At 70.4% G+C, this 23404-nt stretch carries 21 protein-coding genes and 1 pseudogene; 18 read left to right on the forward strand and 4 right to left on the reverse strand.

All coding sequences use genetic code 11. The features are described 5' to 3' along the window. Positions 1-179 precede the first annotated feature (179 nt). From AB5J87_RS28515 to AB5J87_RS28525, 3 genes are all read left to right on the forward strand, one after another. Entirely contained in the window at positions 180-881 is a 702-nt protein-coding gene (locus AB5J87_RS28515) for an HAD family hydrolase (RefSeq protein WP_369380604.1), read from the forward strand. Positions 882-1385: 504 nt separating this feature from the next. After that, positions 1386-2987 (forward strand): ABC transporter substrate-binding protein, encoded by a 1602-nt coding sequence (locus tag AB5J87_RS28520; protein WP_369380607.1) that lies wholly within the window; start codon positions 1386-1388, stop codon positions 2985-2987. A 105-nt stretch (positions 2988-3092) separates the two neighbouring features. Then, positions 3093-4679 (forward strand): ABC transporter substrate-binding protein, encoded by a 1587-nt coding sequence (locus AB5J87_RS28525; RefSeq protein WP_369380609.1) that lies wholly within the window; start codon positions 3093-3095, stop codon positions 4677-4679. A 78-nt stretch (positions 4680-4757) separates the two neighbouring features. Here AB5J87_RS28525 and AB5J87_RS28530 read toward each other — a convergent pair whose 3' ends face one another. Both AB5J87_RS28530 and AB5J87_RS28535 read right to left on the reverse strand, forming a co-directional pair. Then, positions 4758-5429: a response regulator transcription factor gene (locus AB5J87_RS28530; RefSeq protein WP_053723497.1), complete on the reverse strand. Its 672-nt coding sequence runs from the start codon at positions 5427-5429 to the stop codon at positions 4758-4760. 101 nt (positions 5430-5530) lie between these two features. After that, positions 5531-6388 carry a RecB family exonuclease gene (locus tag AB5J87_RS28535; RefSeq protein WP_369380611.1) on the reverse strand — a complete coding sequence of 286 codons (858 nt, stop codon included), beginning with the start codon at positions 6386-6388 and terminating at the stop codon, positions 5531-5533. Positions 6389-6491: 103 nt separating this feature from the next. On the opposite strand from AB5J87_RS28535, the gene AB5J87_RS28540 reads away from it, so the two are divergent. From AB5J87_RS28540 to AB5J87_RS28550, 3 genes are all read left to right on the forward strand, one after another. Continuing rightward, entirely contained in the window at positions 6492-7742 is a 1251-nt protein-coding gene (locus AB5J87_RS28540) for a site-2 protease family protein (protein ID WP_369380614.1), read from the forward strand. A 201-nt stretch (positions 7743-7943) separates the two neighbouring features. Further along, on the forward strand, positions 7944-8831 hold the full coding sequence (locus tag AB5J87_RS28545; protein WP_067156039.1) for a tRNA (adenine-N1)-methyltransferase: 888 nt from the start codon (positions 7944-7946) through the stop codon (positions 8829-8831). Positions 8832-9030: 199 nt separating this feature from the next. Further along, positions 9031-9612 (forward strand): hypothetical protein, encoded by a 582-nt coding sequence (locus tag AB5J87_RS28550; RefSeq protein WP_369380616.1) that lies wholly within the window; start codon positions 9031-9033, stop codon positions 9610-9612. Positions 9613-9642: 30 nt separating this feature from the next. Here AB5J87_RS28550 and AB5J87_RS28555 read toward each other — a convergent pair whose 3' ends face one another. Then, positions 9643-9921: a ferredoxin gene (locus AB5J87_RS28555; protein WP_369380619.1), complete on the reverse strand. Its 279-nt coding sequence runs from the start codon at positions 9919-9921 to the stop codon at positions 9643-9645. Between the two features lie 278 nt (positions 9922-10199). On the opposite strand from AB5J87_RS28555, the gene arc reads away from it, so the two are divergent. The 6 genes and pseudogenes from arc to prcA all read left to right on the forward strand — a co-directional run bounded on the left by arc (position 10200) and on the right by prcA (position 15956). Continuing rightward, positions 10200-11966, forward strand: a complete 1767-nt coding sequence (arc, locus tag AB5J87_RS28560; protein ID WP_369380620.1) for a proteasome ATPase — start codon at positions 10200-10202, stop codon at positions 11964-11966. Between the two features lie 245 nt (positions 11967-12211). Continuing rightward, positions 12212-13723 (forward strand): depupylase/deamidase Dop, encoded by a 1512-nt coding sequence (gene dop, locus AB5J87_RS28565; RefSeq protein ID WP_369380622.1) that lies wholly within the window; start codon positions 12212-12214, stop codon positions 13721-13723. Between the two features lie 131 nt (positions 13724-13854). Beyond that, positions 13855-14073 carry a ubiquitin-like protein Pup gene (locus AB5J87_RS28570; protein WP_067134420.1) on the forward strand — a complete coding sequence of 73 codons (219 nt, stop codon included), beginning with the start codon at positions 13855-13857 and terminating at the stop codon, positions 14071-14073. Between the two features lie 95 nt (positions 14074-14168). Then, a pseudogene (locus tag AB5J87_RS28575) lies at positions 14169-14354 on the forward strand (endonuclease domain-containing protein); the annotation flags it as partial. Further along, entirely contained in the window at positions 14306-15151 is an 846-nt protein-coding gene (gene prcB / locus AB5J87_RS28580) for a proteasome subunit beta (RefSeq protein WP_369380625.1), read from the forward strand. The pseudogene AB5J87_RS28575 and the gene prcB, both read left to right, overlap by 49 nt. A 55-nt stretch (positions 15152-15206) precedes the next feature. Then, positions 15207-15956: a proteasome subunit alpha gene (gene prcA / locus AB5J87_RS28585; protein ID WP_369380626.1), complete on the forward strand. Its 750-nt coding sequence runs from the start codon at positions 15207-15209 to the stop codon at positions 15954-15956. 60 nt (positions 15957-16016) lie between these two features. Here the strand turns inward: prcA and AB5J87_RS28590 are convergent, their stop codons facing one another. Next, a complete protein-coding gene (locus tag AB5J87_RS28590) occupies positions 16017-17021 on the reverse strand; it encodes a LacI family DNA-binding transcriptional regulator (protein ID WP_369380627.1) in 1005 nt (334 codons plus the stop codon). A gap of 156 nt (positions 17022-17177) precedes the next feature. Here AB5J87_RS28590 and AB5J87_RS28595 point away from each other — a divergent pair, with 156 nt between their 5' ends. The 6 genes from AB5J87_RS28595 to AB5J87_RS28620 all read left to right on the forward strand — a co-directional run bounded on the left by AB5J87_RS28595 (position 17178) and on the right by AB5J87_RS28620 (position 23401). Beyond that, entirely contained in the window at positions 17178-18422 is a 1245-nt protein-coding gene (locus AB5J87_RS28595; protein WP_369383697.1) for an MFS transporter, read from the forward strand. Between the two features lie 24 nt (positions 18423-18446). Beyond that, positions 18447-19808, forward strand: coding sequence for a Pup--protein ligase (gene pafA, locus AB5J87_RS28600; protein WP_369380628.1), 1362 nt, complete (start codon positions 18447-18449; stop codon positions 19806-19808). A gap of 118 nt (positions 19809-19926) precedes the next feature. Continuing rightward, positions 19927-20877 (forward strand): FKBP-type peptidyl-prolyl cis-trans isomerase, encoded by a 951-nt coding sequence (locus AB5J87_RS28605; protein WP_369380630.1) that lies wholly within the window; start codon positions 19927-19929, stop codon positions 20875-20877. A gap of 57 nt (positions 20878-20934) precedes the next feature. After that, complete coding sequence (locus tag AB5J87_RS28610; protein ID WP_369380631.1) at positions 20935-21306, forward strand: FKBP-type peptidyl-prolyl cis-trans isomerase; 372 nt, start codon at positions 20935-20937, stop codon at positions 21304-21306. Between the two features lie 137 nt (positions 21307-21443). Beyond that, positions 21444-22418 (forward strand): helix-turn-helix transcriptional regulator, encoded by a 975-nt coding sequence (locus tag AB5J87_RS28615; RefSeq protein ID WP_369380633.1) that lies wholly within the window; start codon positions 21444-21446, stop codon positions 22416-22418. 14 nt (positions 22419-22432) lie between these two features. Further along, positions 22433-23401 carry a helix-turn-helix transcriptional regulator gene (locus AB5J87_RS28620; RefSeq protein WP_369380636.1) on the forward strand — a complete coding sequence of 323 codons (969 nt, stop codon included), beginning with the start codon at positions 22433-22435 and terminating at the stop codon, positions 23399-23401. The last annotated feature ends 3 nt before the right edge of the window (positions 23402-23404 follow it).

A 23404-nucleotide genomic window follows, 5' to 3' on the forward strand; every position in this document is an offset into this window, starting at 1 on the left:
CGCCGAGCCGCTCCGAGGCCGTCCCAGGCCCGTTCCGCCGGGCTCCGGGCGGGCTCCAGCGGGCCGCGAGGAAACCCAGAGGCGTTCCGGCGCACCCGGACGTACACTTGTCGGTCCAGCGCAGGCCGGTTCCCCACCCTGGGAACCGGCCTTCTCGTCCCTCCAGGAGGTGTGCCCGGATGACCATCACGGTTCCCGCGCCCGATGTTCGTGCGGCGGAAGGCTCGGCCCTGCAGGCCGTCTTCCTGGACATGGACGGCACGCTGGTCGACACCGAGGGCTTCTGGTGGGAGGTCGAGGCCGAGGTCTTCGCCGCCCTCGGCCACCGGCTCGACGAGCGCTGGCGGGACGTGGTGGTGGGCGGCCCGATGAGCCGCAGCGCCGGCTTCCTCATCGAGGCCACCGGCGCCGACATCACGGTCCCCGAGCTGACGGTGCTGCTCAACGACGGCTTCGAGGCGCGCATCGGCCGCGGGGTGCCGCTGATGCCGGGCGCCGCCCGGCTGCTCGGCGAGCTCGCCGAGCACTCCGTGCCGACCGCCCTGGTCTCCGCCTCGCACCGGCGCATCATCGACCGCGTCCTGGACTCGCTCGGCCCGCGCCACTTCGCGCTCACCGTGGCCGGGGACGAGGTGGGGCGCACCAAGCCGCACCCCGATCCGTATCTGTTCGCCGCGGCCGGTCTCGGCGCGGACCCGACCAGATGCGCGGTCGTGGAGGACACCGCGACCGGGGTGGCCGCCGCCGAGGCCGCCGGGTGCCGGGTGGTGGCGGTGCCGTCCGTCGCGCCCATCGCGCCGGCCGCGGGCCGGGTCGTGGTGGATTCGCTCGAACAAGTCGATCTCGCATTTCTGCGCACCCTGATCACCCGGATGAACTGATCCGGACACTCAGCGTGCGCCTGTGAATGCGAGGGAAAACCGATCGCGTCCGGCCGTGCCTTTTCCGTGACCGCGCACAGCACGGGAACGGTTGAATTCGCGACAGGTCAAAGCGCGTCTCCCGGGTGACGTTCGTCACCCGGGATGCCATCACTGACCTGCGCAAGTGGCGCCTCCAAGCTCCCTGGAGGCGCCTTTGTGTCCTGTTTGGTGATCTCCTGTACGAAAGATTCCGCTGCATTGATATAGGTGGGCCGCTATTTCCAGCCACCGCGCGCCCGGTGAATCGAGCAGGCCCAGTACGGGCTTTCCCGGACCGCCCACTAATCTCGTCGCGAGAACTTCGCCGCACCCTCAACTGCCCCGGCACCCACCAAGCCGCCGGGCGCGCAGGTCCGATCGTACGTACCGGCCCGATCGCCCCCGCCCCGACCGGGCGGTCGCGGCGGAGTGACGCGTACACCGCTGTACCCCAGTGCCGGACACATAGGGAGATCGTCCAGGATGAACCGCAAGACTTTGGTGCTGCCGGCCGTAGTGGGCCTGCTCGCCCCCGTACTCGCCGCGTGTGGCGGGGCAGGAAGTGGGGGTGACGGCGGCAAGGCCATCGTCGTGGGCACCACCGACCAGTTCGTGGTCACCAAGGACGCGCCCGCTCCCTTCGACCCGGCCTACGCGTACGACACCGGCGCCTGGAACGTGCTCCGCCAGACCCTGCAGATGCTCGTCCACGTCCCGCGCGGCGGCGGCGAGCCCGTGCCGGACGCGGCCTCCAGCTGTGCGTTCACCGACAAGGAGAACGAGAGCTACCGCTGCAAGCTGCGCAGCGGCATCGAGTTCGCCGACGGCTCCAAGATGACCGCCGCCGACGTTCACTACTCGATCCAGCGCGTCCTGAACATCAAGGACGGCAACGGCCCGATCGCGCTCCTGGAAAACATCGACACGATGGAGACCAAGGGCGACGACGAGATCATCTTCCATCTGAAGACCCCGGACGCCACCTTCCCGTACAAGCTCGCGACGCCCGCCGCCGCGATCGTCCAGAAGGACAAGTACCCGGCGAAGAAGCTCCGCCCCGGCTTCGAGGTCGACGGCTCCGGCCCGTACACCCTGAAGGCCGAGTACAAGGGCGACCAGGTCGTCAAGGCCGTCTTCAGCAAGAACCCCAAGTACAAGGGCGACTTGAAGGTCAGCAACGACAAGGTCGAGCTGAAGTCGTTCGCCGACGCCGACTCGATGGGCGCCGAGCTGGAGTCCGGCAAGATCGACATGATGACCCGTTCCATGTCGCCGGAGCAGATCCAGAAGTACTCGGTCACCCCGCCCAAGAACGTCAACCTGGTCGAGATGCCCGGCCTGGAAATCCGCTACCTGGGCTTCAACACCAACGACCCGTCGGTGAAGAACAAGGCCGTCCGCCAGGCGATGGCCGCCGTCGTGGACCGCGGCGCGCTGGCCTCCAAGGTCTACGGCGCCACCGCCGAGCCGCTGTACTCGCTGATCCCGACCTCGATCGCCGGGCACACCAACTCGTTCTTCAACAAGTACGGCGAGCCCAGCAAGCAGAAGGCCGCCGGGATCCTGCGGTCCGCGGGCGTCTCCACCCCGGTCAAGCTGACGCTCAACTACACGAACGACCACTACGGCCCGGGTACCGCCAAGGAGTTCCAGATCCTGCGGGACCAGCTGAACGCCACCGGGCTCTTCGCCACCACCCTCAAGGCGACCGACTGGCCCAAGTACCGTCCGGCGCAGAAGGCCGGCGACTACGCCGTCTACGGCCTCGGCTGGTTCCCCGACTTCCCGGACCCGGACAACTACGTCGCGCCCTTCCTCGGCCGCGACAACTTCCTCAACTCGCCGTACTCCAACGTCGAGGTGCGCAACACCCTGATCCCCGAGTCCCGCGTGGCGGCCGACCGCAACCAGGCCGCCAAGCCGTTCGAGAAGATCCAGGACATCGTCGCCAACGACGTCCCGGTGCTGCCGCTGTGGCAGGGCAAGCAGTACATCGCCGCCCGCAGCGAGATCACCGGTACCGAGTGGGCGCTCAACTCCTCGGCCGACCTCCAGCTCTGGGAGCTGAGCCGCGGCGTGAAGTAACGCAGTACCCGGCCGCGACCACCACGTGCCGGCACGCAATTTCAGTGAGGCCGGGGCCCGGCGCATCCGGGTCCCGGCCGAGCAAGGACTGTGAGGCACTCGCACGTGAAGATACGGAACCGATGGCTGACGGCCCCGCTCGCCGCGGGAGTCGCGGCCGGTCTCCTCAGTGGCTGCGGCTCCGAGGCCGGCTCCTCCTCCGGGAGCGGTGAGTCGGTGGTCATGGGGATGTCGGACGACATCCAGGCCATCGACCCGGCGTCCGGCTACGACCCGGGCTCCTGGCTGCTGTTCAACAACGTCTTCCAGTCGCTGCTGAGCTTCCCCAAGGGCAGCTCCACCCCGCAGCCGGAGGCCGCCGAGCGGTGCTCCTTCGACAAGGGCGGCTCCCAGGTCTTCCGCTGCCTCCTGCGCTCCGGGCTGAAGTTCTCCAACGGTCACGCCCTGACCTCGAAGGACGTCAAGTTCTCGTTCGAGCGGGTGCTGCGCATCAACGACCCCAACGGGCCGGCGCCGCTGCTCTCCACCCTCGGCAGGATCGACACCCCGGACGAGCTGACCGTCGTCTTCCACCTCAAGGTGCCGGACGCCACCTTCCCCAGCAAGATCGCCTCCGGCGCGGGCTCCATCGTCGACAGCGAGACCTACCCGGCGGGCAAGCTCCGCACCGACGGCAAGGCGATCGGCTCGGGCGTCTACAAGCTCGACGCGTTCGGCGAGAAGCAGGCCAGCTTCTCCGTGAACTCCAGCTACAAGGGCACCGCCAAGGTCAAGAACTCCGGCATGACCATGAAGCTCTTCCACGGCAGGCAGAAGGAGCTGGCCCAGGCGCTGCGCGACGGCGACATCGACCTCGCCTACCGCGGCCTCACCGCCAAGGACATCGCCGACCTCCAGGCGTCCAGCGTGGCCGACAAGAAGGGCATCAAGGTCGTCGAGGGCACCAGCGCCGAGGTGCAGCACCTGGTCTTCAACATGAGCGACCCGGTGGCCGGGAAGCTCGCCGTCCGCAAGGCCGTCGCCTACCTGGTGGACCGCGAGGCCCTGGTGCGCGATGTCTACAAGTCGACGGCGACGCCGCTCTACTCGATCGTGCCGTCCGGCATCACCGCCCACAGCACCTCGTTCTTCGACACCTACGGCGGCAGCCCGGACCCCGCGAAGGCCCGTCAGGTCCTGCACAAGGCGGGTCTGACCGGCAAGGTGAAGCTCACCCTGTGGTCGACCCCGATCCGCTACGGGCCGGGCACCGACGACGAGCTCAAGGCGATCGCCAAGCAGCTCAACGACAGCGGCCTGTTCGAGGCGGACGTGAAGTCCGTCGACTTCAAGCAGTACGAGCAGGACATCGCGGCGGGCAAGTACGGCGTGTACGTGAAGGGCTGGATCCCCGACTACCCGGACCCGGACAACTTCACCTCGCCGTTCTTCGGCAAGGGCAACGTCCTGTCGAACCACTACGTCAACAAGACGGTCACCGACGAGATCATCCCGTCGACGTCCGCCACCGAGGACCGCGCGGCCACCGAGGCCGAGTTCACCCGCCTCCAGGACACCGTCGCCAACGACGTGCCGATCCTGCCGCTGTGGCAGGGCAAGCAGTACGCGGTGGCCCACGAGGGCGTGGTCGGCCTGGAGTGGACCCTGGACCCCTCGACGGTGTTCCGCTTCTGGGAGATCAGCAAGGCGTGAGGGCGGGCGCCGGGCGGGCGGCCCCCGCCCGGCGCACCGGCCGGGCCGCTCGCGCGCCCGGCAGGTGCGACCGGGCCGCTACTGCGCGCCCGGCCGCACCAGGCCGCTCTCGTACGCGTACACCGCGGCCTGGACCCGGTCGCGCAGGCCCAGCTTGGTCAGGACGTGGCCGACGTGGGTCTTCACCGTCGTCTCGCTGACGAACAGGTCGGCCGCGATCTCCGCGTTGGAGAGCCCGCGCGCCACCAGCTTCAGCACCTCGACCTCGCGGTCGGTCAGGGTGTGCAGGGTGTCCGGGACGGGCTCCTCGCCCGAGGGCAGGTGGTCCGCGTACTTGTCGAGCAGCCGGCGCGTGATCGACGGGGCCAGCATCGCCTCGCCCGCCGCCACCACCCGGATCGCCTGCACCAGCTCGTTGGCGGGCGCGTCCTTCAGCAGGAAGCCGCTGGCGCCCGCCTTCAGCGCCTCCACCACGTACTCGTCGAGGTCGAAGGTGGTCAGCACCAGCACCTTGGCCGGGCCGTCCTTGCCGGGGCCGCTGATCTGGCGGGTCGCCTCCACCCCGTCCATCCGGGGCATCCGGATGTCCATCAGCACCACATCGGGCTGGAGCGCCCGCACCTGGTCGAGGGCCTGGAGGCCGTCGCCGGCCTCGCCCACCACCGCGATGTCCTGCTCGGCCTCCAGGATCATCCGGAAACCGGTGCGCAGCAGCGGCTGGTCGTCGACCAGTAGGACGCGGATCGCCACGGGGGTACTCCTCATCAGGATTGCTGGACGCGGCCCATTCTGCCCTGTTCGGCCCCTGTCGCTCCGGCCGGGACCCGGGACCCGGGGCGGGCCGTCGCCCTTCAGCCTGCGGATTCCGCGGCGGGAGCGGAAGTGAGCGGATAGACCGGGGGAGTCCCGCCGAATTCGGGGCAGACCGCCTGGTGGTCGCACCATCCGCACAGCTTGGTCGGCCGCGGGCGCCAGTCACCCGTCTCGGTGGCCAGCCGGATCGCCTCCCACAGCGCGTGCAGCTTGCGCTCCACCTGCTGGAGGTCGGCCTCCACCGGGTCGTACGTCAGCACGTCACCGCTGCCCAGATAGACGAGCTGGAGGCGGCGGGGCAGTACGTCCTTCAGCCGCCAGACCACCAGCGCGTAGAACTTCATCTGGAAGAGGGCGCCCTCCGCGTACTCCGGACGGGGGGCCTTGCCCGTCTTGTAGTCGACGATCCGGACCTCGCCGGTCGGCGCCACGTCCACCCGGTCGATCACCCCGCGCAGCCGCAGCCCCGACGCCAGCTCCGTCTCGACGAAGAACTCGCGCTCCACCGGCTCCAGCCGGGTCGGGTCCTCCAGCGAGAACCACCGCTCCACCAGCCGCTCGGCCTCCGCCAGCCACTGGCCGAGCCGCTCGCCCCCGGTGTCCTCGGCGAACAGCTCGCCCAGCTCCGGCCGGGCCTCCAGCAGCCGGTCCCACTGGCCGGGGATCATCGCCTTGGCACGCGGAACCGTCCGCTCCGCCGCCGGGTCGTCGAAGAGGCGCTCGAGCACCGCGTGGACCAGCGTCCCCCGGGTGGCCGCCGGGCTGGGCTTCTCGGGGAGGCGGTCGATCACCCGGAACCGGTACAGCAGGGGGCACTGCATGAAGTCGTTCGCCCGCGACGGCGACAGCGACGTCGGCCGCCGGTCCGGCGCGGCCCCCTCGGTGCTCGTAGTCATGACACAGACCCTACGGCCCGCCACTGACAGCGAGCGGAATACCATCGACGACGAGCCCCCTGACACTGCATGATCGTGACAGAAGCACTGACGAAGGGACACCGTGGACGAGAGCGGCGACAGCAAAAGGCCGCAGTCCGGCGCGGGCGAGGAGGAAAGCGGCGCCGCGCCCGACGGCGGCAGGTCGCCCCGCGGACGGGAGCCGGGCGGCGGAATCCTGATGGGGCGCCCCTTCGGCGTCCCGGTCTACGTCGCGCCCAGCTGGTTCCTGGTCGCCGCCCTGATCACCTGGGTCTTCGGCGGCCAGCTCGACCGCGTGCTGCCCGAGCTCGGCGCGGCCCGCTATCTGGTCTCGCTGTTCTTCGCGGTCGCCTTCTACGCCTCGGTCCTGGTCCACGAGCTGGCCCACACCGTCGCCGCGCTCCGCTTCAAGCTGCCGGTCCGTCGCATCCAGCTCCAGTTCTTCGGCGGGGTCTCGGAGATCGAGAAGGAGACCGAGACGCCCGGCCGCGAGTTCGTGCTCGCCTTCGTCGGCCCGCTGCTCTCCCTGGTCCTGGCCGGGCTGTTCTACCTGGGGATGCTGGCGGTGGAGCCCGGCACGGTGCCCGGGGTGCTGCTCGCCGGGCTGATGATCTCCAACCTGATCGTGGCCGGCTTCAACCTGCTGCCCGGGCTGCCGCTGGACGGCGGCCGGATGCTCCGCGCCGTGGTGTGGAAGATCACCGGCAAGCCCATGAGCGGCACCGTCGCCGCCGCCTGGGTGGGCCGCGCGCTCGCCGTCACCGTCCTCATCGGCCTGCCGCTGCTCACCCAGACCGGGGTGCTCGGCAACGCGCCGGAGGAGGTCGACGGGATGGACACCGTCACCGACGCGCTGCTCGCCGCCATCCTCGCCGCGATCATCTGGACCGGCGCGGGCAACAGCCTGCGCATGGCCCGGCTGCGCGAGCACCTGCCCGAGCTGCGCGCCCGCAACCTCACCCGCCGGGCCGTCCCGGTCGAGTCCGACACCCCGCTCTCCGAGGCGCTGCGCCGGGCCAACGAGGCGGGGGCGCGCGCCCTGGTCGTCGTGGACGGCCACGGCGACCCCACCGGCCTGGTCCGCGAGGCCGCCATCGTCGGGGTGCCCGAGCACCGCCGCCCCTGGGTCGCGGTCAGCGGGCTCTCCCAGGACCTCACCGACGGCATGCGCGTCCCGGCCGAGCTCGCGGGCGAACCGCTGCTCGACAAGCTCCGCGCCACCCCCGCCACCGAGTACCTGGTGGTCGAGGAGACCGGCGAGATCTACGGGGTGCTCTCGGCGGCCGATGTCGAGAAGGCGTTCGTGGCCGCCATGGCCCGCCCCACCGCGTAGGGACCGCGGCCCGGGGCCCATCCGCCCCGGGGCCCACCCGCCCCCGGGCCCATCTGCCCGGGGCCCAGCATCAGGGGCCACCGCCCGGGGCCCATCCGCCCGGGGCCCGGACGCCCGGGCCGGCACCCTTCGCCGCAGGCCCGGGGCGGTCGCGCGGCGGCCCTGGCGTTCCGCGCCCGACCGGGCCGGTACCCTGTTCGTATGTCCGAACCGACCGGTGCCGCCCGCCGTCGCGGGCCCTTCAAGGTCGGGGACCAGGTCCAGCTCACCGACCCCAAGGGACGCCACTACACGTTCACGCTCGAAGCCGGGAAGAACTTCCACACCCACAAGGGTTCCTTCCCGCACGACGAGCTGATCGGTGCTCCCGAGGGCAGTGTTGTCCGTACCACGGGAAACGTCGCCTACCTCGCGCTGCGCCCCCTGCTCCCCGACTACGTCCTGTCCATGCCCCGCGGCGCCGCCGTGGTCTACCCCAAGGACGCGGGGCAGATCCTGGCCTTCGCCGACATCTTCGCCGGCGCGCGCGTCGTCGAGGCGGGCGTGGGCTCCGGCTCGCTCAGCGCCTTCCTGCTGCGCGCCATCGGCGACCACGGCATGCTCCACTCCTACGAGCGCCGCGCGGACTTCGCCGAGATCGCCCAGCAGAACGTGGAGCGCTACTTCGGCGAGCCGCACCCCGCCTGGCAGCTCACCGTGGGCGACCTCCAGGACAACCTGTCGGACACCGACGTCGACCGCGTCATCCTGGACATGCTCGCCCCCTGGGAGTGCCTGGACGCCGTCTCCAAGGCGCTGGTGCCCGGCGGAATCCTCTGCTGCTACGTGGCCACCACCACCCAGCTGTCGCGCACCGTCGAGGCGATCCGCGAGATCGGCTGCTTCGCCGAGCCGCAGCCGTGGGAGTCGATGATCCGCAACTGGCACGTCGAGGGCCTGGCCGTCCGCCCCGACCACCGGATGATCGGACACACCGGCTTCCTCGTCACCGCCCGCCGCCTGGCGGACGGCGTCGAGCCCCCGCTGCGCCGCCGCCGCCCCGCCAAGGGCGCGTACGGAGACGACTACGAGGGCCCCAACAAGGACTGACGGACCCGTCAGCACAACGCATCGGCGCCGCCGCCGAGTTCCCGCGCACACCGGGGAACTCGGCGGCGGCGCTTTCACGTTGACTCCATGGACCACGGTCCGTCACAGCCCCGGACCCCGCTGTTCCGCGCGGCTGTGACGTGTGGCACGATGCTGGCCACCCCCGCACCCGCACCACGCTTCACAGGAGACCTCCCGCGTGCAGAACGCCGCCGTCCCCGAGCTCGCGCACACCCACGCCCGCCCGGTGCACTGGCTGGCCACGGCCGCCGCGATGGCCGCGGTGGTGGCGCTGGCCGGCTGGCTCCAGCCGGACGCCGCCAAGGCGTCCCAGGGCGCCCCGGGGCCCTCGGGGGCGCACCCGGCCGCCGCGCCCGCCCCGGACGCCGCGGCGGTGGCGTACCCGCTGGAGTGCGGTCCGGTGGGCACCCGGATCGTCGCCCGCGCCCAGGGCGACCTCGACGGCGACGGAAACCCGGAGACGGTGGCCGTGGTCCAGTGCGACGCGGGCTCGGGCACCCCGCCGAGCGGTGTCTACGTACTGACCCGCTCCGCCGTGCGCGGCGCCCCGCCGCGGCTGGTCGCCACGCTGGCCGACCCGGCGGAGAAGCTCGGCGTCTCGGACCTCTCCGTCCAGGAGGGTGCCGTCACGGCCACCCTCCACGGCTACTCGTCGTCGAGCGTGCCCCGCTGCTGCCCGGACCAGGTGCGGCACGTCAAATGGCGCTGGCAGGGCGGCAAGTTCGTGCGGAGCACCCGGTCCGGAGCGCTCGCCGCCTGACGCAGAGTGGCGGAGCGGTTACGTACGGTTTCAGTCGGCGTCCGGGCCGTAGACCTCGACCCTGTCCGAAACCCTTCGTACGTGAATGCAGTCGCCCGGGCAGTCCTTGGCCGAGTCGACGACGTCCTGGAGCAGCGGCAGCGGGACGGGCGTCACCGCGCCGACGGTCTGGAGCAGCTCGTCCTCGGGGCTCTTCACGTACGCGAGGCCGTCGATGTCCAGCTCGAAGACCTCGGGCGCGTACTGGACACAGATCCCGTCGCCGGTGCAGAGCTCCTGGTCGATCCAGACCTCAAGAGCGTCGTTCATGTCGCCTGCCGTTCCCGCGCGGTGCTGTGTTCGTTCGATGGCGCCCCACCCGTGGGGGCGGCCGAGCAATCGGTGCCAGTCCTGACGGGTGTTGACCGACTCGACGATACAACCGCCCGCTTTTAGATGTTGGTGGGTGGGTATCCACCTGGCGTGAGGGAGAGCGCAAGGGTGAAGATCGGACACACCCCGAGGTCTTTGTGATCTAGGGGTTTCAATCACCACCCGCCCAGGTAGGGTCAGGAAGCGTCCAGCTCCCCTTGGAGGAGGTGAGGACCGTGGCAGCCCACGACGACGACATCAACCGCGGCATCCGGCCCGGGCGGGGGTCTGAGGACCCAGCCGGCCAGGTTGCCTATCTAGAGCAGGAAATCGCCGTCCTGCGACGCAAGCTCGCCGACTCTCCGCGTCATACGAGGATTCTCGAAGAGCGGATCGTCGAGCTGCAGACCAACCTGGCGGGCGTGTCCGCGCAGAACGAGCGGCTCGCCAACACCCTCCGTGAGGCCCGGGACCAGATCGTGGCCCTCAAGGAGGAGGTCGACCGGCTCGCACAGCCGCCGGCCGGCTTCGGTGTCTTCCTGCAGTCCAACGAGGACGGCACGGCGGACATCTTCACCGGGGGCCGCAAGCTCCGGGTGAACGTCAGCCCCGGCGTCGAGCTCGACGAGCTCCGGCGCGGCCAGGAAGTCATGCTCAACGAGGCGCTCAACGTGGTCGAGGCCATGGAGTTCGAGCGCGCCGGGGACATCGTCACCCTCAAGGAGATCCTGGAGGACGGCGAGCGCGCCCTGGTGGTCGGGCACACCGACGAGGAAAGGGTGGTGAGGCTCGCCGAGCCGCTCCTGGACATCACCATCCGCCCCGGCGACGCCCTGCTGCTCGAACCCCGCTCCGGCTACGTGTACGAAGTGGTGCCCAAGAGCGAGGTCGAGGAACTGGTCCTCGAAGAGGTCCCGGACGTCGACTACGACAAGATCGGCGGCCTCGGCGGCCAGATCGAGATGATCCGCGACGCGGTCGAGCTCCCGTACCTCTACCCCGACCTCTTCAAGGAGCACGAACTGCGGCCCCCGAAGGGCATCCTGCTCTACGGCCCGCCCGGCTGCGGCAAGACGCTCATCGCGAAGGCCGTCGCCAACTCGCTCGCCAAGAAGGTCGCCGAGGTGACCGGCCAGCCCGCGGGGAAGAGCTACTTCCTCAACATCAAGGGCCCCGAGCTCCTCAACAAGTACGTCGGCGAGACCGAGCGGCACATCCGCCTGGTCTTCCAGCGGGCCCGGGAGAAGGCGAGCGAGGGCACCCCCGTCATCGTCTTCTTCGACGAGATGGAGTCCCTCTTCCGCACCCGCGGATCCGGTGTCAGCTCGGACGTGGAGAACACCATCGTCCCCCAGCTGCTCGCCGAGATCGACGGTGTGGAGGGGCTGGAGAACGTCATCGTCATCGGCGCCTCCAACCGCGAGGACATGATCGACCCGGCCATCCTGCGCCCCGGGCGCCTGGACGTGAAGATCAAGATCGAGCGGCCGGACGCCGAGGCGGCCAAGGACATCTTCGCCAAGTACCTCACGGCGACGCTGCCCCTGCACTCGGACGACCTGTCCGAGCACAGCGGATCCAAGGACGCCGCGGCCCACGCGATGATCCAGTCCGTGGTGGAGCAGATGTACGCGGAGTCCGAGGAGAACCGCTTCCTGGAAGTCACGTACGCCAACGGTGACAAGGAAGTCCTGTACTTCAAGGACTTCAACTCCGGCGCCATGATCCAGAACATCGTGGACCGGGCCAAGAAGATGGCCATCAAGGCTTTCCTCGACCACAACCAGAAGGGCATCCGGGTCTCCCACCTCCTCCAGGCGTGCGTGGACGAGTTCAAGGAGAACGAGGACCTGCCCAACACCACCAACCCCGACGACTGGGCCCGGATCTCCGGAAAGAAGGGCGAGCGGATCGTGTTCATCCGCACGCTGGTCACCGGAAAGCAGGGCGCGGACACCGGACGCTCCATCGACACGGTGGCCAACACCGGTCAGTACCTGTAGAACACGGGGCGGCTGCGGGTGCCCGACCGGGCATCCGCAGCCGACTGCTTTTCCGGCCAAAAACAGGCCACCGACAGACCAAGAGCAATGACGGAATTGATCTCCCCACCAGCGCAAAGGCGTTCTAGGCTCTTCCGTACCGCCGAGTCGCGCAGTGCGGGGACGGGCACCGCACACGCACCGGAGAAACAGCGGTACTTGAGCGCCGCTCCCGGAGGGGAGCGCCGCCGGGCAAGGAGGGCCGCATGACCGTACGGCGAGTAATGGGCATCGAGACGGAGTACGGCATCTCCGTCCCCGGCCACCCCAACGCCAATGCCATGCTCACCTCGTCCCAGATCGTCAACGCCTACGCGGCGGCGATGCACCGGGCGCGCCGCGCCCGCTGGGACTTCGAGGAGGAGAACCCGCTGCGGGACGCCCGCGGCTTCGACCTCGCCCGCGAGGCCGCCGACTCCAGCCAGCTCACCGACGAGGACATCGGCCTCGCCAACGTCATCCTCACCAACGGGGCACGGCTCTACGTCGACCACGCGCACCCCGAGTACAGCTCGCCGGAGGTCACCAATCCGCGCGACGCCGTCCTGTGGGACAAGGCGGGCGAGCGCATCATGGCCGAGGCGGCCGAGCGGGCCGCGCAGCTCCCCGGCGCCCAGCCGATCCACCTCTACAAGAACAACACCGACAACAAGGGCGCCTCCTACGGCACGCACGAGAACTACCTGATGAAGCGGGAGACCCCGTTCTCGGACATCGTGCGCCACCTCACGCCGTTCTTCGTCTCGCGCCAGGTCGTCACCGGGGCCGGCCGCGTCGGCATCGGCCAGGACGGCCATGAGCACGGCTTCCAGATCAGCCAGCGCGCGGACTACTTCGAGGTGGAGGTGGGCCTGGAGACCACCCTGAAGCGGCCCATCATCAACACCAGGGACGAGCCGCACGCCGACGCCGAGAAGTACCGCAGGCTGCACGTGATCATCGGCGACGCCAACCTCTCCGAGATCTCGACGTACCTCAAGCTCGGCACCACCTCGCTGGTGCTGGCCATGATCGAGGACGGCTTCATCAACGTCGACCTCGCCGTCGACCAGCCGGTGCGCACCCTGCACCAGGTCTCGCACGACCCGGACCTGCGCCACCTGGTCACGCTCCGCAGCGGTCGCACCCTGACCGCCGTACAGCTCCAGATGGAGTACTTCGAGCTCGCGCGCAAGTACGTGGAGGAGCGGTTCGGGGCCGACGCCGACGAGCAGACCAAGGACGTGCTCGGGCGCTGGGAGGACGTGCTCAACCGGCTGGAGAACGATCCGATGAGCCTGGCCGGCGAGCTCGACTGGATCGCCAAGCGGGAGCTGATGGAGGGCTACCGGCGGCGGGACGGCCTCGGCTGGGACGCGGCCCGGCTCCACCTCGTCGACCTCCAGTACGCGGACGTGCGGGCCGAGAAGGGCCTCTACAACCGTCTGGTGGAGCGCGGCAGGATGAAGCGCCTGCTGGACGAGCCCGCGGTCGTCCGGGCCGGGACGACGCCCCCGGAGGACACCAGGGCCTACTTCCGCGGCCGGTGCCTGGAGCAGTACGCGGACGACGTCGCGGCGGCCTCCTGGGACTCGGTGATCTTCGACCTGCCGGGCCGGGACTCGCTCCAGCGCGTACCGACCCTGGAGCCGCTTCGCGGAACGCGTAATCACGTCAAGGAGCTGCTGGACCGGTGCCGCACGGCCGAGGATCTGGTCCGGGTGCTCTCGGGCGGCTGACCCGCGGCTGAAAAGCCGGTGACGGGGGAAACACAGTGGTAGGCCCCGCACGTTCCATGAAGTGCGGGGCCGATGTCGGGCCCTGCTTGTAGGGTCTGATCAAGGACATCGAACCGAGCGGGGTGAGGTAGATGGCGACCAAGGACACCGGCGGCGGACAGCAGAAGGCCACGCGTTCCACCGAGGAGGTCGAGGAGCAGACCCAGGACGCGCAGGCTTCCGAGGACCTCAAGGAGCGCCACGAGAAGCTCTCGGACGACGTGGACTCGGTGCTGGACGAGATCGACGACGTGCTCGAGGAGAACGCCGAGGACTTCGTGCGCAGCTTCGTTCAGAAGGGTGGACAGTAGTCCACGGATGTGAACGGCGGGGGGTGTCCGCGAGGGGGCGACGGCCCCTTGCGGCGGGCCGTCACCCGGCGCGGCCAACCCGCCCTGCCTCCCTCGCCGTTCATGTGGATCACCGCCACGAGACGGGTAAGGTCCGTGGCGTACGGTGCTTCAACTGCAATTCGGCCATCGGCAAGTTGGGAGACGATCCCGACACTGTTCGTCGGGCTGCCGCCTACCTGGAGGGAACCTCGTGGAAGCCAACACTCGTGGCACAGGGCGTCTACCAGCTGCCTTCCTGACGCCGGGCTCGTCCTCGTTCATGGACTTCCTGTCCGCGCACTCCCCGGAGATGCTGCCGGGCAAGCGGGTCCTGCCGCCCGTGCAGGGGCACGTGGAGGCGCCGCACGGCACCACCATCGTCGCGGCCACCTTCCCCGGCGGCGTGGTGCTCGCCGGTGACCGGCGGGCGACGATGGGCAACATGATCGCCCAGCGCGACATCGAGAAGGTCTTCCCGGCCGACGAGTACTCGGCGGTCGGCATCGCGGGCACCGCGGGCCTCGCGGTGGAGATGGTCAAGCTCTTCCAGCTGGAGCTGGAGCACTTCGAGAAGGTCGAGGGCACCACCCTCTCCCTGGAGGGCAAGGCCAACCGGCTGTCCACCATGATCCGCGGCAACCTCGGCATGGCCATGCAGGGCCTGGCGGTCGTCCCGCTCTTCGCGGGGTACGACGTGGACCGCGAGAAGGGCCGCATCTTCTCGTACGACGTCACCGGCGGCCGTTCCGAGGAGCACGGCTTCGCGGCCACCGGCTCGGGTTCGATCTTCGCCCGGGGTTCGATGAAGAAGCTGTACCGCGACGACCTGACCGAGCAGCAGACGACGACCCTGGTCGTCCAGGCGCTCTACGACGCGGCGGACGACGACTCGGCGACCGGCGGTCCCGATGTCGCCCGCCGGATCTATCCGATCGTCACCGTCATCAGCGACGAGGGCTTCCGGAGACTGACCGAGGCGGAGTCCTCCGAGCTCGCCCGCTCGATCCTGGAGCGGCGGCTGGAGCAGCCCGACGGCCCGCGTGCCGCGCTGCTCTGATGCCTTCGAGGCCGTTGAGATGACCCCGCCACTGACAGAAAGGGACGGATAGCCGGTGTCGACGCCGTTCTATGTCTCACCCCAGCAGGCCATGACCGACCGCGCGGAGTACGCCCGCAAGGGCATCGCGCGCGGCCGCAGTCTGGTCGTGCTGCAGTACGCCGACGGCATCGTCTTCGTCGGCGAGAACCCGTCCCGCGCGCTGCACAAGTTCAGCGAGATCTACGACCGGATCGGCTTCGCCGCCGCCGGCAAGTACAACGAGTACGAGAACCTCCGCATCGGCGGTGTGCGCTACGCCGACCTGCGTGGATACACCTACGACCGCGACGACGTGACCGCCCGCGGGCTGGCCAACGTCTATGCCCAGACGCTGGGCACCATCTTCTCCAGTGTCGGCGAGAAGCCGTACGAGGTGGAGCTGGTCGTCGCCGAGGTCGGGGCCACGCCGGAGGAGGACCAGATCTACCGGCTGCCGCACGACGGCTCGATCGTGGACGAGCACGGCTCGGTCGCGGTCGGCGGCAACGCCGAGCAGATCAGCACCTTCCTGGACCAGCGCCACCAGGACGGCATGTCACTGGCGGAGGCGCTGAAGCTGGCCGTGCAGGCGCTCTCCAACCAGGCCAACGGGGCCGACCGGGAGATCCCGGCGGAGCGCCTGGAGGTCGCGGTCCTGGACCGTACGAGGCCGCAGCAGCGCAAGTTCAAGCGGATCGTGGGCCGTCAGCTCTCCCGGCTGCTCCAGACGGAAGAGGCGAGCGCCGAGCCCACCGAGGTGCCCTCGGACAACGAGGAGCAGTAGCGCGGGCGGTCACCCGCCACCCCGTGCCCCGCCGTCGCCGACGGCGGGGCACGGGCGCGTTCAGCCGGCGGGCGGGGCCGTGGAGCCCCGGACGACCAGGGAGACGGGCAGATCGCCGTGCTCGGGCTCACGGCCCTCCAGGACGGCCAGCAGCGCCGCCATGCCCCGCTCGCCGACCCGCTCGGCGGGGAGCTGGACGGTGGTGAGCTCGGGCTCCAGGGCGGTGGCGAGGGCGAGGTCGTCGAACCCGGCCACCGAGACGTCGTCGGGGACGCGCAGCCCGAGCCGCCGGGCGGCCTTGCAGGCCCCGGCGGCCAGGATGTCGTCGTCGCAGATCAGCGCGGTCGGGCGGGGGCCGGGCCGGGTCAGGGCGTGCTCGGCCGCGCGCCGTGCGGCGTCGACGGTGAGCGCGGCGGGCACGGTGGCCACCTCCGCGTCGGGCGCCGCGCGCAGGGCGTCGGCCAGGGCCCGGCCGCGCACCCGGAAGGTCCAGGAGTCGACGGCCGAGGCGAGATGGACGAACCTGCGGTGGCCGAGCCCCAGCAGATGCTCCGTCACCTGCCGTATCCCGTCGGCGATGTCGAGGTTGACGTGGGCGGCGGGTCCGCTCTCGCCGGGGTCGCTGTCGAGCATCACCAGCGGCAGCCCGGTGCCGCGCAGGGAGGCGAGGGCGTCGGCGGCCATCGAGGAGGCGATGACGCCGTCGAGGGCGGCGGCGGCCGAGTCGAACGGGTCGCGCGCGGGGCCCACCCCGTCGGGGGAGGGGTAGAGGACCACCCCGAAGCCGTGCTCGGCGGCGACCCGGGCCGCGCCGGAGTAGACCCGGGCGAAGAACTCGTTGGTCAGCGCGGGCACCACCAGCAGCGCGGTCCGGGTGCGGCCCAGGCGCAGGCTGCGGGCGGCGAGGTTGGGCCGGTAGCCGAGCTCGCGGGCGGCCTGCCGGACGAGCCCGGCGGTGCGCTCGGAGACCCGCCCGCGCCACTTGTCGCCGAGCACCAGGGAGACGGTGGCCTGCGAGACCCCGGCGGCCCGGGCGACGTCCCGGCTGGTCGGCTGGGGTTTCACTGGGCCTCCGCACACGGTCGCAGCCCGGTCGTCGGCTGCCGGGTGTCAGGGTCGATCGTAGTTTCCGGGTGGACCCCGGGGTTGTCGACATGATACGTATGACCTCGGAAGTTATACGTAAAACCTATGGGCTGGCCCACCGAGCGAGAGGCGATCATGGCGGCGGGATATCTGGAGATCCTCCGGACACGGCACGCGGCGCGACTGCTGGTGGGGACGCTGACGGGCCGGCTGCCCAACGCGACCGCGGCCATCGCCGTGGTCCTCTTCGTGCGCGCCGAGGGCGGCAGCTACTCGCTGGCGGGCGCCCTCACCGCGGTGTACGGGCTGGCCAACGCGGTCGGACAGCCGCTGCTGGGACGGGCCGTCGACCTGTACGGGCAGTTCCGGGTGATGCTCCCGGCGGCCCTGGTGAGCGCGCTCGGCATGGCCGTGCTGGCGGCGTGCGGCATCGAACCCGTCTGGGTGGCCTACGCGGCGATGCTGGTCGCCGGGCTCTTCACACCGCCCCTTGAGGGCGGCCTGCGGGCGCTGTGGCCGAGCGTCCTGAGCCGCGAGGAGCAGGTCCACACCGCGTACGCGATGGACGCGATAGCCCAGGAGGTGATGTTCACCGTCGGCCCGCTGCTCGTCACCCTCGGCATCGCCCTGTGGTCGCCCGCCGCCGCCCTGCTGGCCATCAACGCGCTCGGCGTGCTCGGCGCCCTCTCGGTGGTGCTCAGCGAGCCCTCGCGCGCCTGGCGCTCCGCCCCGCGCGAGGCGCACTGGCTGGGCGCGCTGCGCTCCACGGGCCTGCTCGCGCTGCTGAGCGCCTTCTTCTTCGTGGGCCTCGCGCTGGGCGGGATCATCGTCTCCTCGTCCGCCTACGCCGACGACCACGGCCGCCAGTCCGTCTACGGCTGGCTGATGGCGGCCAACGGCCTCGGGGCGCTCCTGGGCGGTCTGGTGTACGGGGCGCGCCAGTGGGCCGGAACTCCCGAGAAAAGGCTGATTTCGCTCACCGCGCTGCTCGCCCTCGGCTACCTGCCGCTGGTGCTCGTCCCGGGCGTCCCGGCGATGACGGGGCTCGCCGTGGTCTCCGGCCTCTTCCTCGCGCCCTGCATCGCCTGCGCGTTCATCGTGGTCGACCGGCACGCCCCGCGCGGCACCGTGACCGAGGCGTTCTCCTGGCTGGTCACCGCGTTCGGCGTCGGCACGGCGCTCGGCACGGCGGTCGCCGGGCCCGCGCTGGAGCACGGCGGTACGGCCGCGGGCTTCGCCGTCGCGGGCGCGGGCGGGGCCGCCGCGCTGCTGGTGCTGCTCGCCACCCGGCGGGTCCTGGCAGCTCCCGGGCGTACGGAAAGCGTCGCGGGAGTTGACCAAAATGATCCAACCCGTGCTGTCGAACCCGGTTTCAGCTGAGGGCATCGGGCGTAATGTTCAGTCATGGACCGCCGCATTTTCGGGCTGGAGAACGAGTACGGCGTCACGTGCACGTTCAGGGGACAGCGCCGACTGTCTCCTGACGAAGTGGCGCGCTACCTCTTCCGCCGTGTTGTGTCATGGGGCCGCAGCAGCAATGTCTTCCTGCGGAACGGCGCCCGCCTCTACCTCGACGTGGGTTCGCATCCGGAATACGCAACTCCCGAATGCGACAACGTGACCGAACTGGTCACCCACGACAAGGCCGGCGAACGCATTCTCGAAGGCTTGCTGGTCGACGCCGAACGCCGCCTGCACGAGGAGGGAATCGCGGGAGACGTCTATCTCTTCAAGAACAACACCGATTCGGCGGGAAACTCCTACGGCTGCCACGAGAACTATCTCGTCGCCCGGCACGGGGAGTTCTCCCGGCTCGCGGACATCCTCATTCCGTTCCTGGTCACCCGTCAGCTCATCTGCGGCGCGGGCAAGGTCCTCCAGACCCCGCGCGGCGCGGTCTACTGCGTCAGCCAGCGCGCCGAGCACATCTGGGAGGGCGTCAGCTCCGCGACCACCCGCTCCCGTCCGATCATCAACACCAGGGACGAGCCGCACGCCGACGCCGAGCGCTACCGGCGCCTGCACGTCATCGTCGGCGACTCCAACATGTCCGAGACGACCATGCTGCTCAAGGTCGGGGCCACCGACCTGGTGCTGCGCATGATCGAGGCGGGCACGGTCATGCGCGACCTGACGCTGGAGAACCCGATCCGGGCCATCCGCGAGGTCTCGCACGACATCACCGGCCAGCGCAAGGTGCGCCTGGCCAGCGGGCGCGAAGCCTCCGCCCTGGAGGTGCAGCGCGAGTACTACGAGAAGGCCGTCGACTTCGTGGAGCGCCGGGGCATCCGCACCGGCACCGTCGACCAGGTCCTGGAGCTCTGGGGCCGCACGCTGGACGCGATCGAGGCCGAGGACCTGGACCGCATCGGCACCGAGATCGACTGGGTGATGAAGTACCAGCTGATCGAGCGCTACCGGGCCAAGAACAACATCACCATGTCGCACCCCCGGGTCGCCCAGATAGACCTCGCCTACCACGACATCCACCGCCGCCGGGGGCTGTACTACCTCCTCGAACGCAAGGGCCAGGCGGCGCGGATCTGCAACGACCTGAAGATCTTCGAGGGCAAGTCGGTGCCCCCGCAGACCACTCGGGCCCGGCTGCGCGGCGACTTCATCCGCCGGGCGCAGGAACAGCGCCGGGACTTCACGGTCGACTGGGTCCACCTGAAGCTCAACGACCAGGCGCAGCGCACGGTTCTGTGCAAGGACCCGTTCCGCTCCGTCGACGACCGGGTGGAGAAGCTGATCGCCGGCATGTGACCGCACGGCCGGACCGGCGACCGGAACACGGGCCCCGTACGTTCCTCGTACGGGGCCCGCCGTACGCCTTAGAGTGGCGGGCAAACCACTACCGTGCCGTCTGAGATCTGAGGAACACGTGCGCCGACTTGCCGGCCTGCTCGCCGTCCCGCTGCTGCTGGTTGCCACAGCCGCCTGCGGAAGCGACGACAAGGGCTCCGACTCCACCTCCGACTCCGCCTCGATGAAGAACGGCCTCCCCGCCATCACCGCGGGCGCCAAGTTCGGGGAGAAGCCGACCCTCGCCAAGGGCGAGGGCACCCCGCCCAAGGCCCTGAAGGTGAACGTCCTCAGCGAGGGCAAGGGCGCGGTGCTGAAGAAGAACGACGCCGTCTCCGTGAACTACCTCGGCCAGGCGTGGGACTCGGACAAGCCGTTCGACAACAGCTTCGACCGCAAGGAGCCGTTCACGCTCACCCTCGGCGCCGGCCAGGTCATCAAGGGCTGGGACCAGGGCCTGGAGGGCCAGAAGGTCGGCAGCCGCGTCCAGCTGGGCATCCCGCCGGAGCTCGGCTACGGCGCCCAGGGCCAGGGCGACATCAAGCCCAACGCCACGCTGGTCTTCGTCGTGGACATCGTGAAGGCGACCACCATCCCGACCTCCGCCAAGGGCAAGGAGGTCGCGCAGGACGACAAGGACCTGCCGAAGGTGGGCACCAACACCGACGGCAAGGCGCCCTCGCTGACCATCCCCAAGACCGACCCGCCCAAGAAGCTCGTCTCCGACTACGTGCTGGAGGGCGACGGGGACGCGGTGAAGGACACGGACAGCGTCGTGCTGGCGTACGAGGGCTTCCTGTGGAAGGACAGCAAGAAGTTCGACAGCACCTACGACCAGGGCAAGACGCAGAACTTCGCGCTGCCCAACCTGACGCTCAAGGGCCTGAAGGCCGGTCTGATCGGCAAGAAGGTCGGCAGCCGCATCCTGGTCGTCGTCCCGCCGGACCAGGGTCTGGGCGACAAGGAGCAGTCGGGCATCCCCGCCAACTCCACCATGGTCTTCTCGATCGACATCCTGGCCAAGATGTGACGGTGGAGATGTAAGACTGTCGGGGTTGCCCTGCACGTATTCAAGAGGAGCAGTTCAGTGAGCATCGACAAGCCCGAGATCGACTTCCCCGAGGGCGAGCCGCCGGCGGACCTGGAGATCAAGGAGATCTGGGAGGGCGACGGCGCCGTCGCCAAGGAGGGCGACTTCGTCAAGGTCCACTACGTGGGCGTCGCCTTCTCCACCGGCGAGGAGTTCGACTCCTCCTGGAACCGCGGCACCCCGCTGCAGTTCCAGCTCGGTGTCGGCCAGGTCATCCAGGGCTGGGACAAGGGCGTCCAGGGCATGAAGGTCGGCGGTCGCCGCCAGCTGACGATCCCCGCGCACCTCGCCTACGGCGACCGTGGCGCCGGCGGCCGGATCGCGCCGGGCGAGACGCTTATCTTCGTCTGCGACCTGGTCGCTGTCTGATCACACCCGATCACACCGAGGGCCCGTGCCTCCTGGCATGGGCCCTCGGCTTTTGCCACGGGAGCCCGGGGCGGTACGGTCAACGGTCGGGAGCCGCCGAGCCGCTCCTGGATGACGACGAGAGGTGAAGGGCGTCGATGGCGATTGCCAAGGCCGAGCGGCTGATGAACCTGGCGCTGTGTCTGCTGGGGGCCCGCCGTCCGCTCAGCAAGCGCGAGCTGCGCGGTTCCATCGAGGCATATGTCGAGGCCACCGGGCCCGGGGGAAACGCGGCCGGTTCCGACGACGCCTTCAACCGGATGTTCGAGCGGGACAAGGACGATCTGCGCGAACTCGGCCTGGTCATCGAGACCGTGGAGAACCTGGACGGCGAGATCGGCTATCTGGCCCGCCGCGACTCCAACCGGCTGCCCCCGGTCCAGCTGGACGCCGAGGAGGCCGCGGCCCTCGGGCTGGCCGCCCGGGTCTGGCAGCAGGCCAGGCTCGCGGGTGCGGCCAGCGGCGCACTCCAGAAGCTGCGCGCCGCCGGTATGCCGGAAGCGGACAATCCGTATGAGCACAGCGCGATCGAGCCACGCATCCCGGTCCACGAGGCCGCTTTCGAGCCATTGATGCTGGCCTGCCGCGACCGCCGCCCGGTCGTCTTCGAGTACCGCAAGGCCACCGCCGCCCACCCCGAGCCGCGCCAGGTCGAGCCCTGGACCCTGGAGTGCTGGCGGGGCCACTGGTACCTGGCGGGCTGGGACCGCGACCGGGGCGCCGAGCGCGTCTTCCGGCTCTCCCGGATCACCGGCCGGGTCCGCTCCCGGGCGGGCGCCTTCACCGCGCCGGTGCCCGACGTGGTCACCGTGCGCGCGACCGTGGAGAGCTGGGCGGGGGAGACCGCGACCCGCAGCGCGCGGATCAGGCTGCGCGCCGGCGCGGGCTACCCGCTGCGCTCCCGCGCCACCGCGACGCGGGAACTCGGCGACGGCTGGGACGAGTTGGAGATTCCGTACGGACACGGGCTGGACGCCTGGCTGGTGGAGTTCGGCCCCGACGTGGTCGTCCTGGAGCCCGCCGATCTGCGGGCCGACGTGGTGGACCGGCTGCGCGCCGTGGCCAAGGGCTGAGGGGGAGCACGACCATGGCTGCCAATGCCATCGACCAGACGCGGCGGATGCTGTCGCTGGTCACCTATCTGCGCGAGCGCCCGGGGGCGCACGTCGCCGATGTCGCCCGGGCCTTCGGGATCACCGAGGACGAGCTGATCTCGGACCTCGACGTACTGCCCATGTGCGGGACGAGCTTCAGGGGCGGCGACCTCCTGGACATCGACACCGACGGCGACCGCATCTGGTGGCGCAACCCCGGCGCGCTCGGCGCCGAGGCGGCCGAGCCGCTGCGGATCGCCGCCGACGAGGCCACCGCGCTGCTGGTGGCGGCCCGCGCCGTGGCGACCCTGCCGGGCCTGCGCGAGGGCGACCGGCAGGCGCTGCTGCGCGCCACCGCCAAGCTGGAGGCCGCGGCCGGGGAGGCGGCGGGCGCCAGCGCCCGGCTCTCGGTGACCTTCGAGTCCGAGGGCGGGGTCTTCGCCGACGTCGACCGGGCGATCTCGGAGCGGCGGCGGCTGTGGGTGCGCTACTACTCGCCCGCGCGCGACGAGCTCACCGAGCGCGAGGTCGACCCGATCCGCCTCTTCGCGGTCGGTCACACGTACATGGAGGCGTGGTGCCGGCTCTCCGAGGCCCGGCGCACCTTCCGCCTCGACAGAGTGGCCGAAATCCGACTTCTGGACGAGCCGGCCGCGCCGCCCGAGCTGGAGCTGCGCGACCTCTCGGAGGGGCTGGTCCAGCCCTCCGCCGAGGACCCCGAGGTGGTCGTCGAGGTGGGCCCCGGCGGGCGCTGGGTCGCGGAGTACTACCCGCACGACAGCGCCGAGGAGCTCCCCGACGGCGGACTGCGGATCACCCTGCGCACCCCGGACCCGGCGTCGCTGCGGCGGCTCGCGCTGCGGCTCGGCGGGGACGGCCGGATCGTGGCCCCGGCCGACCTCGCGGAGAGCGCCCGGGGCGCGGCCCGCGCGGCTCTCGCGGCGTACGACGGACAGAGCTGAGGA

The sequence above is a fragment of the Streptomyces sp. cg36 genome (genome assembly GCF_041080675.1).
Lineage (GTDB): Bacteria > Actinomycetota > Actinomycetes > Streptomycetales > Streptomycetaceae > Streptomyces.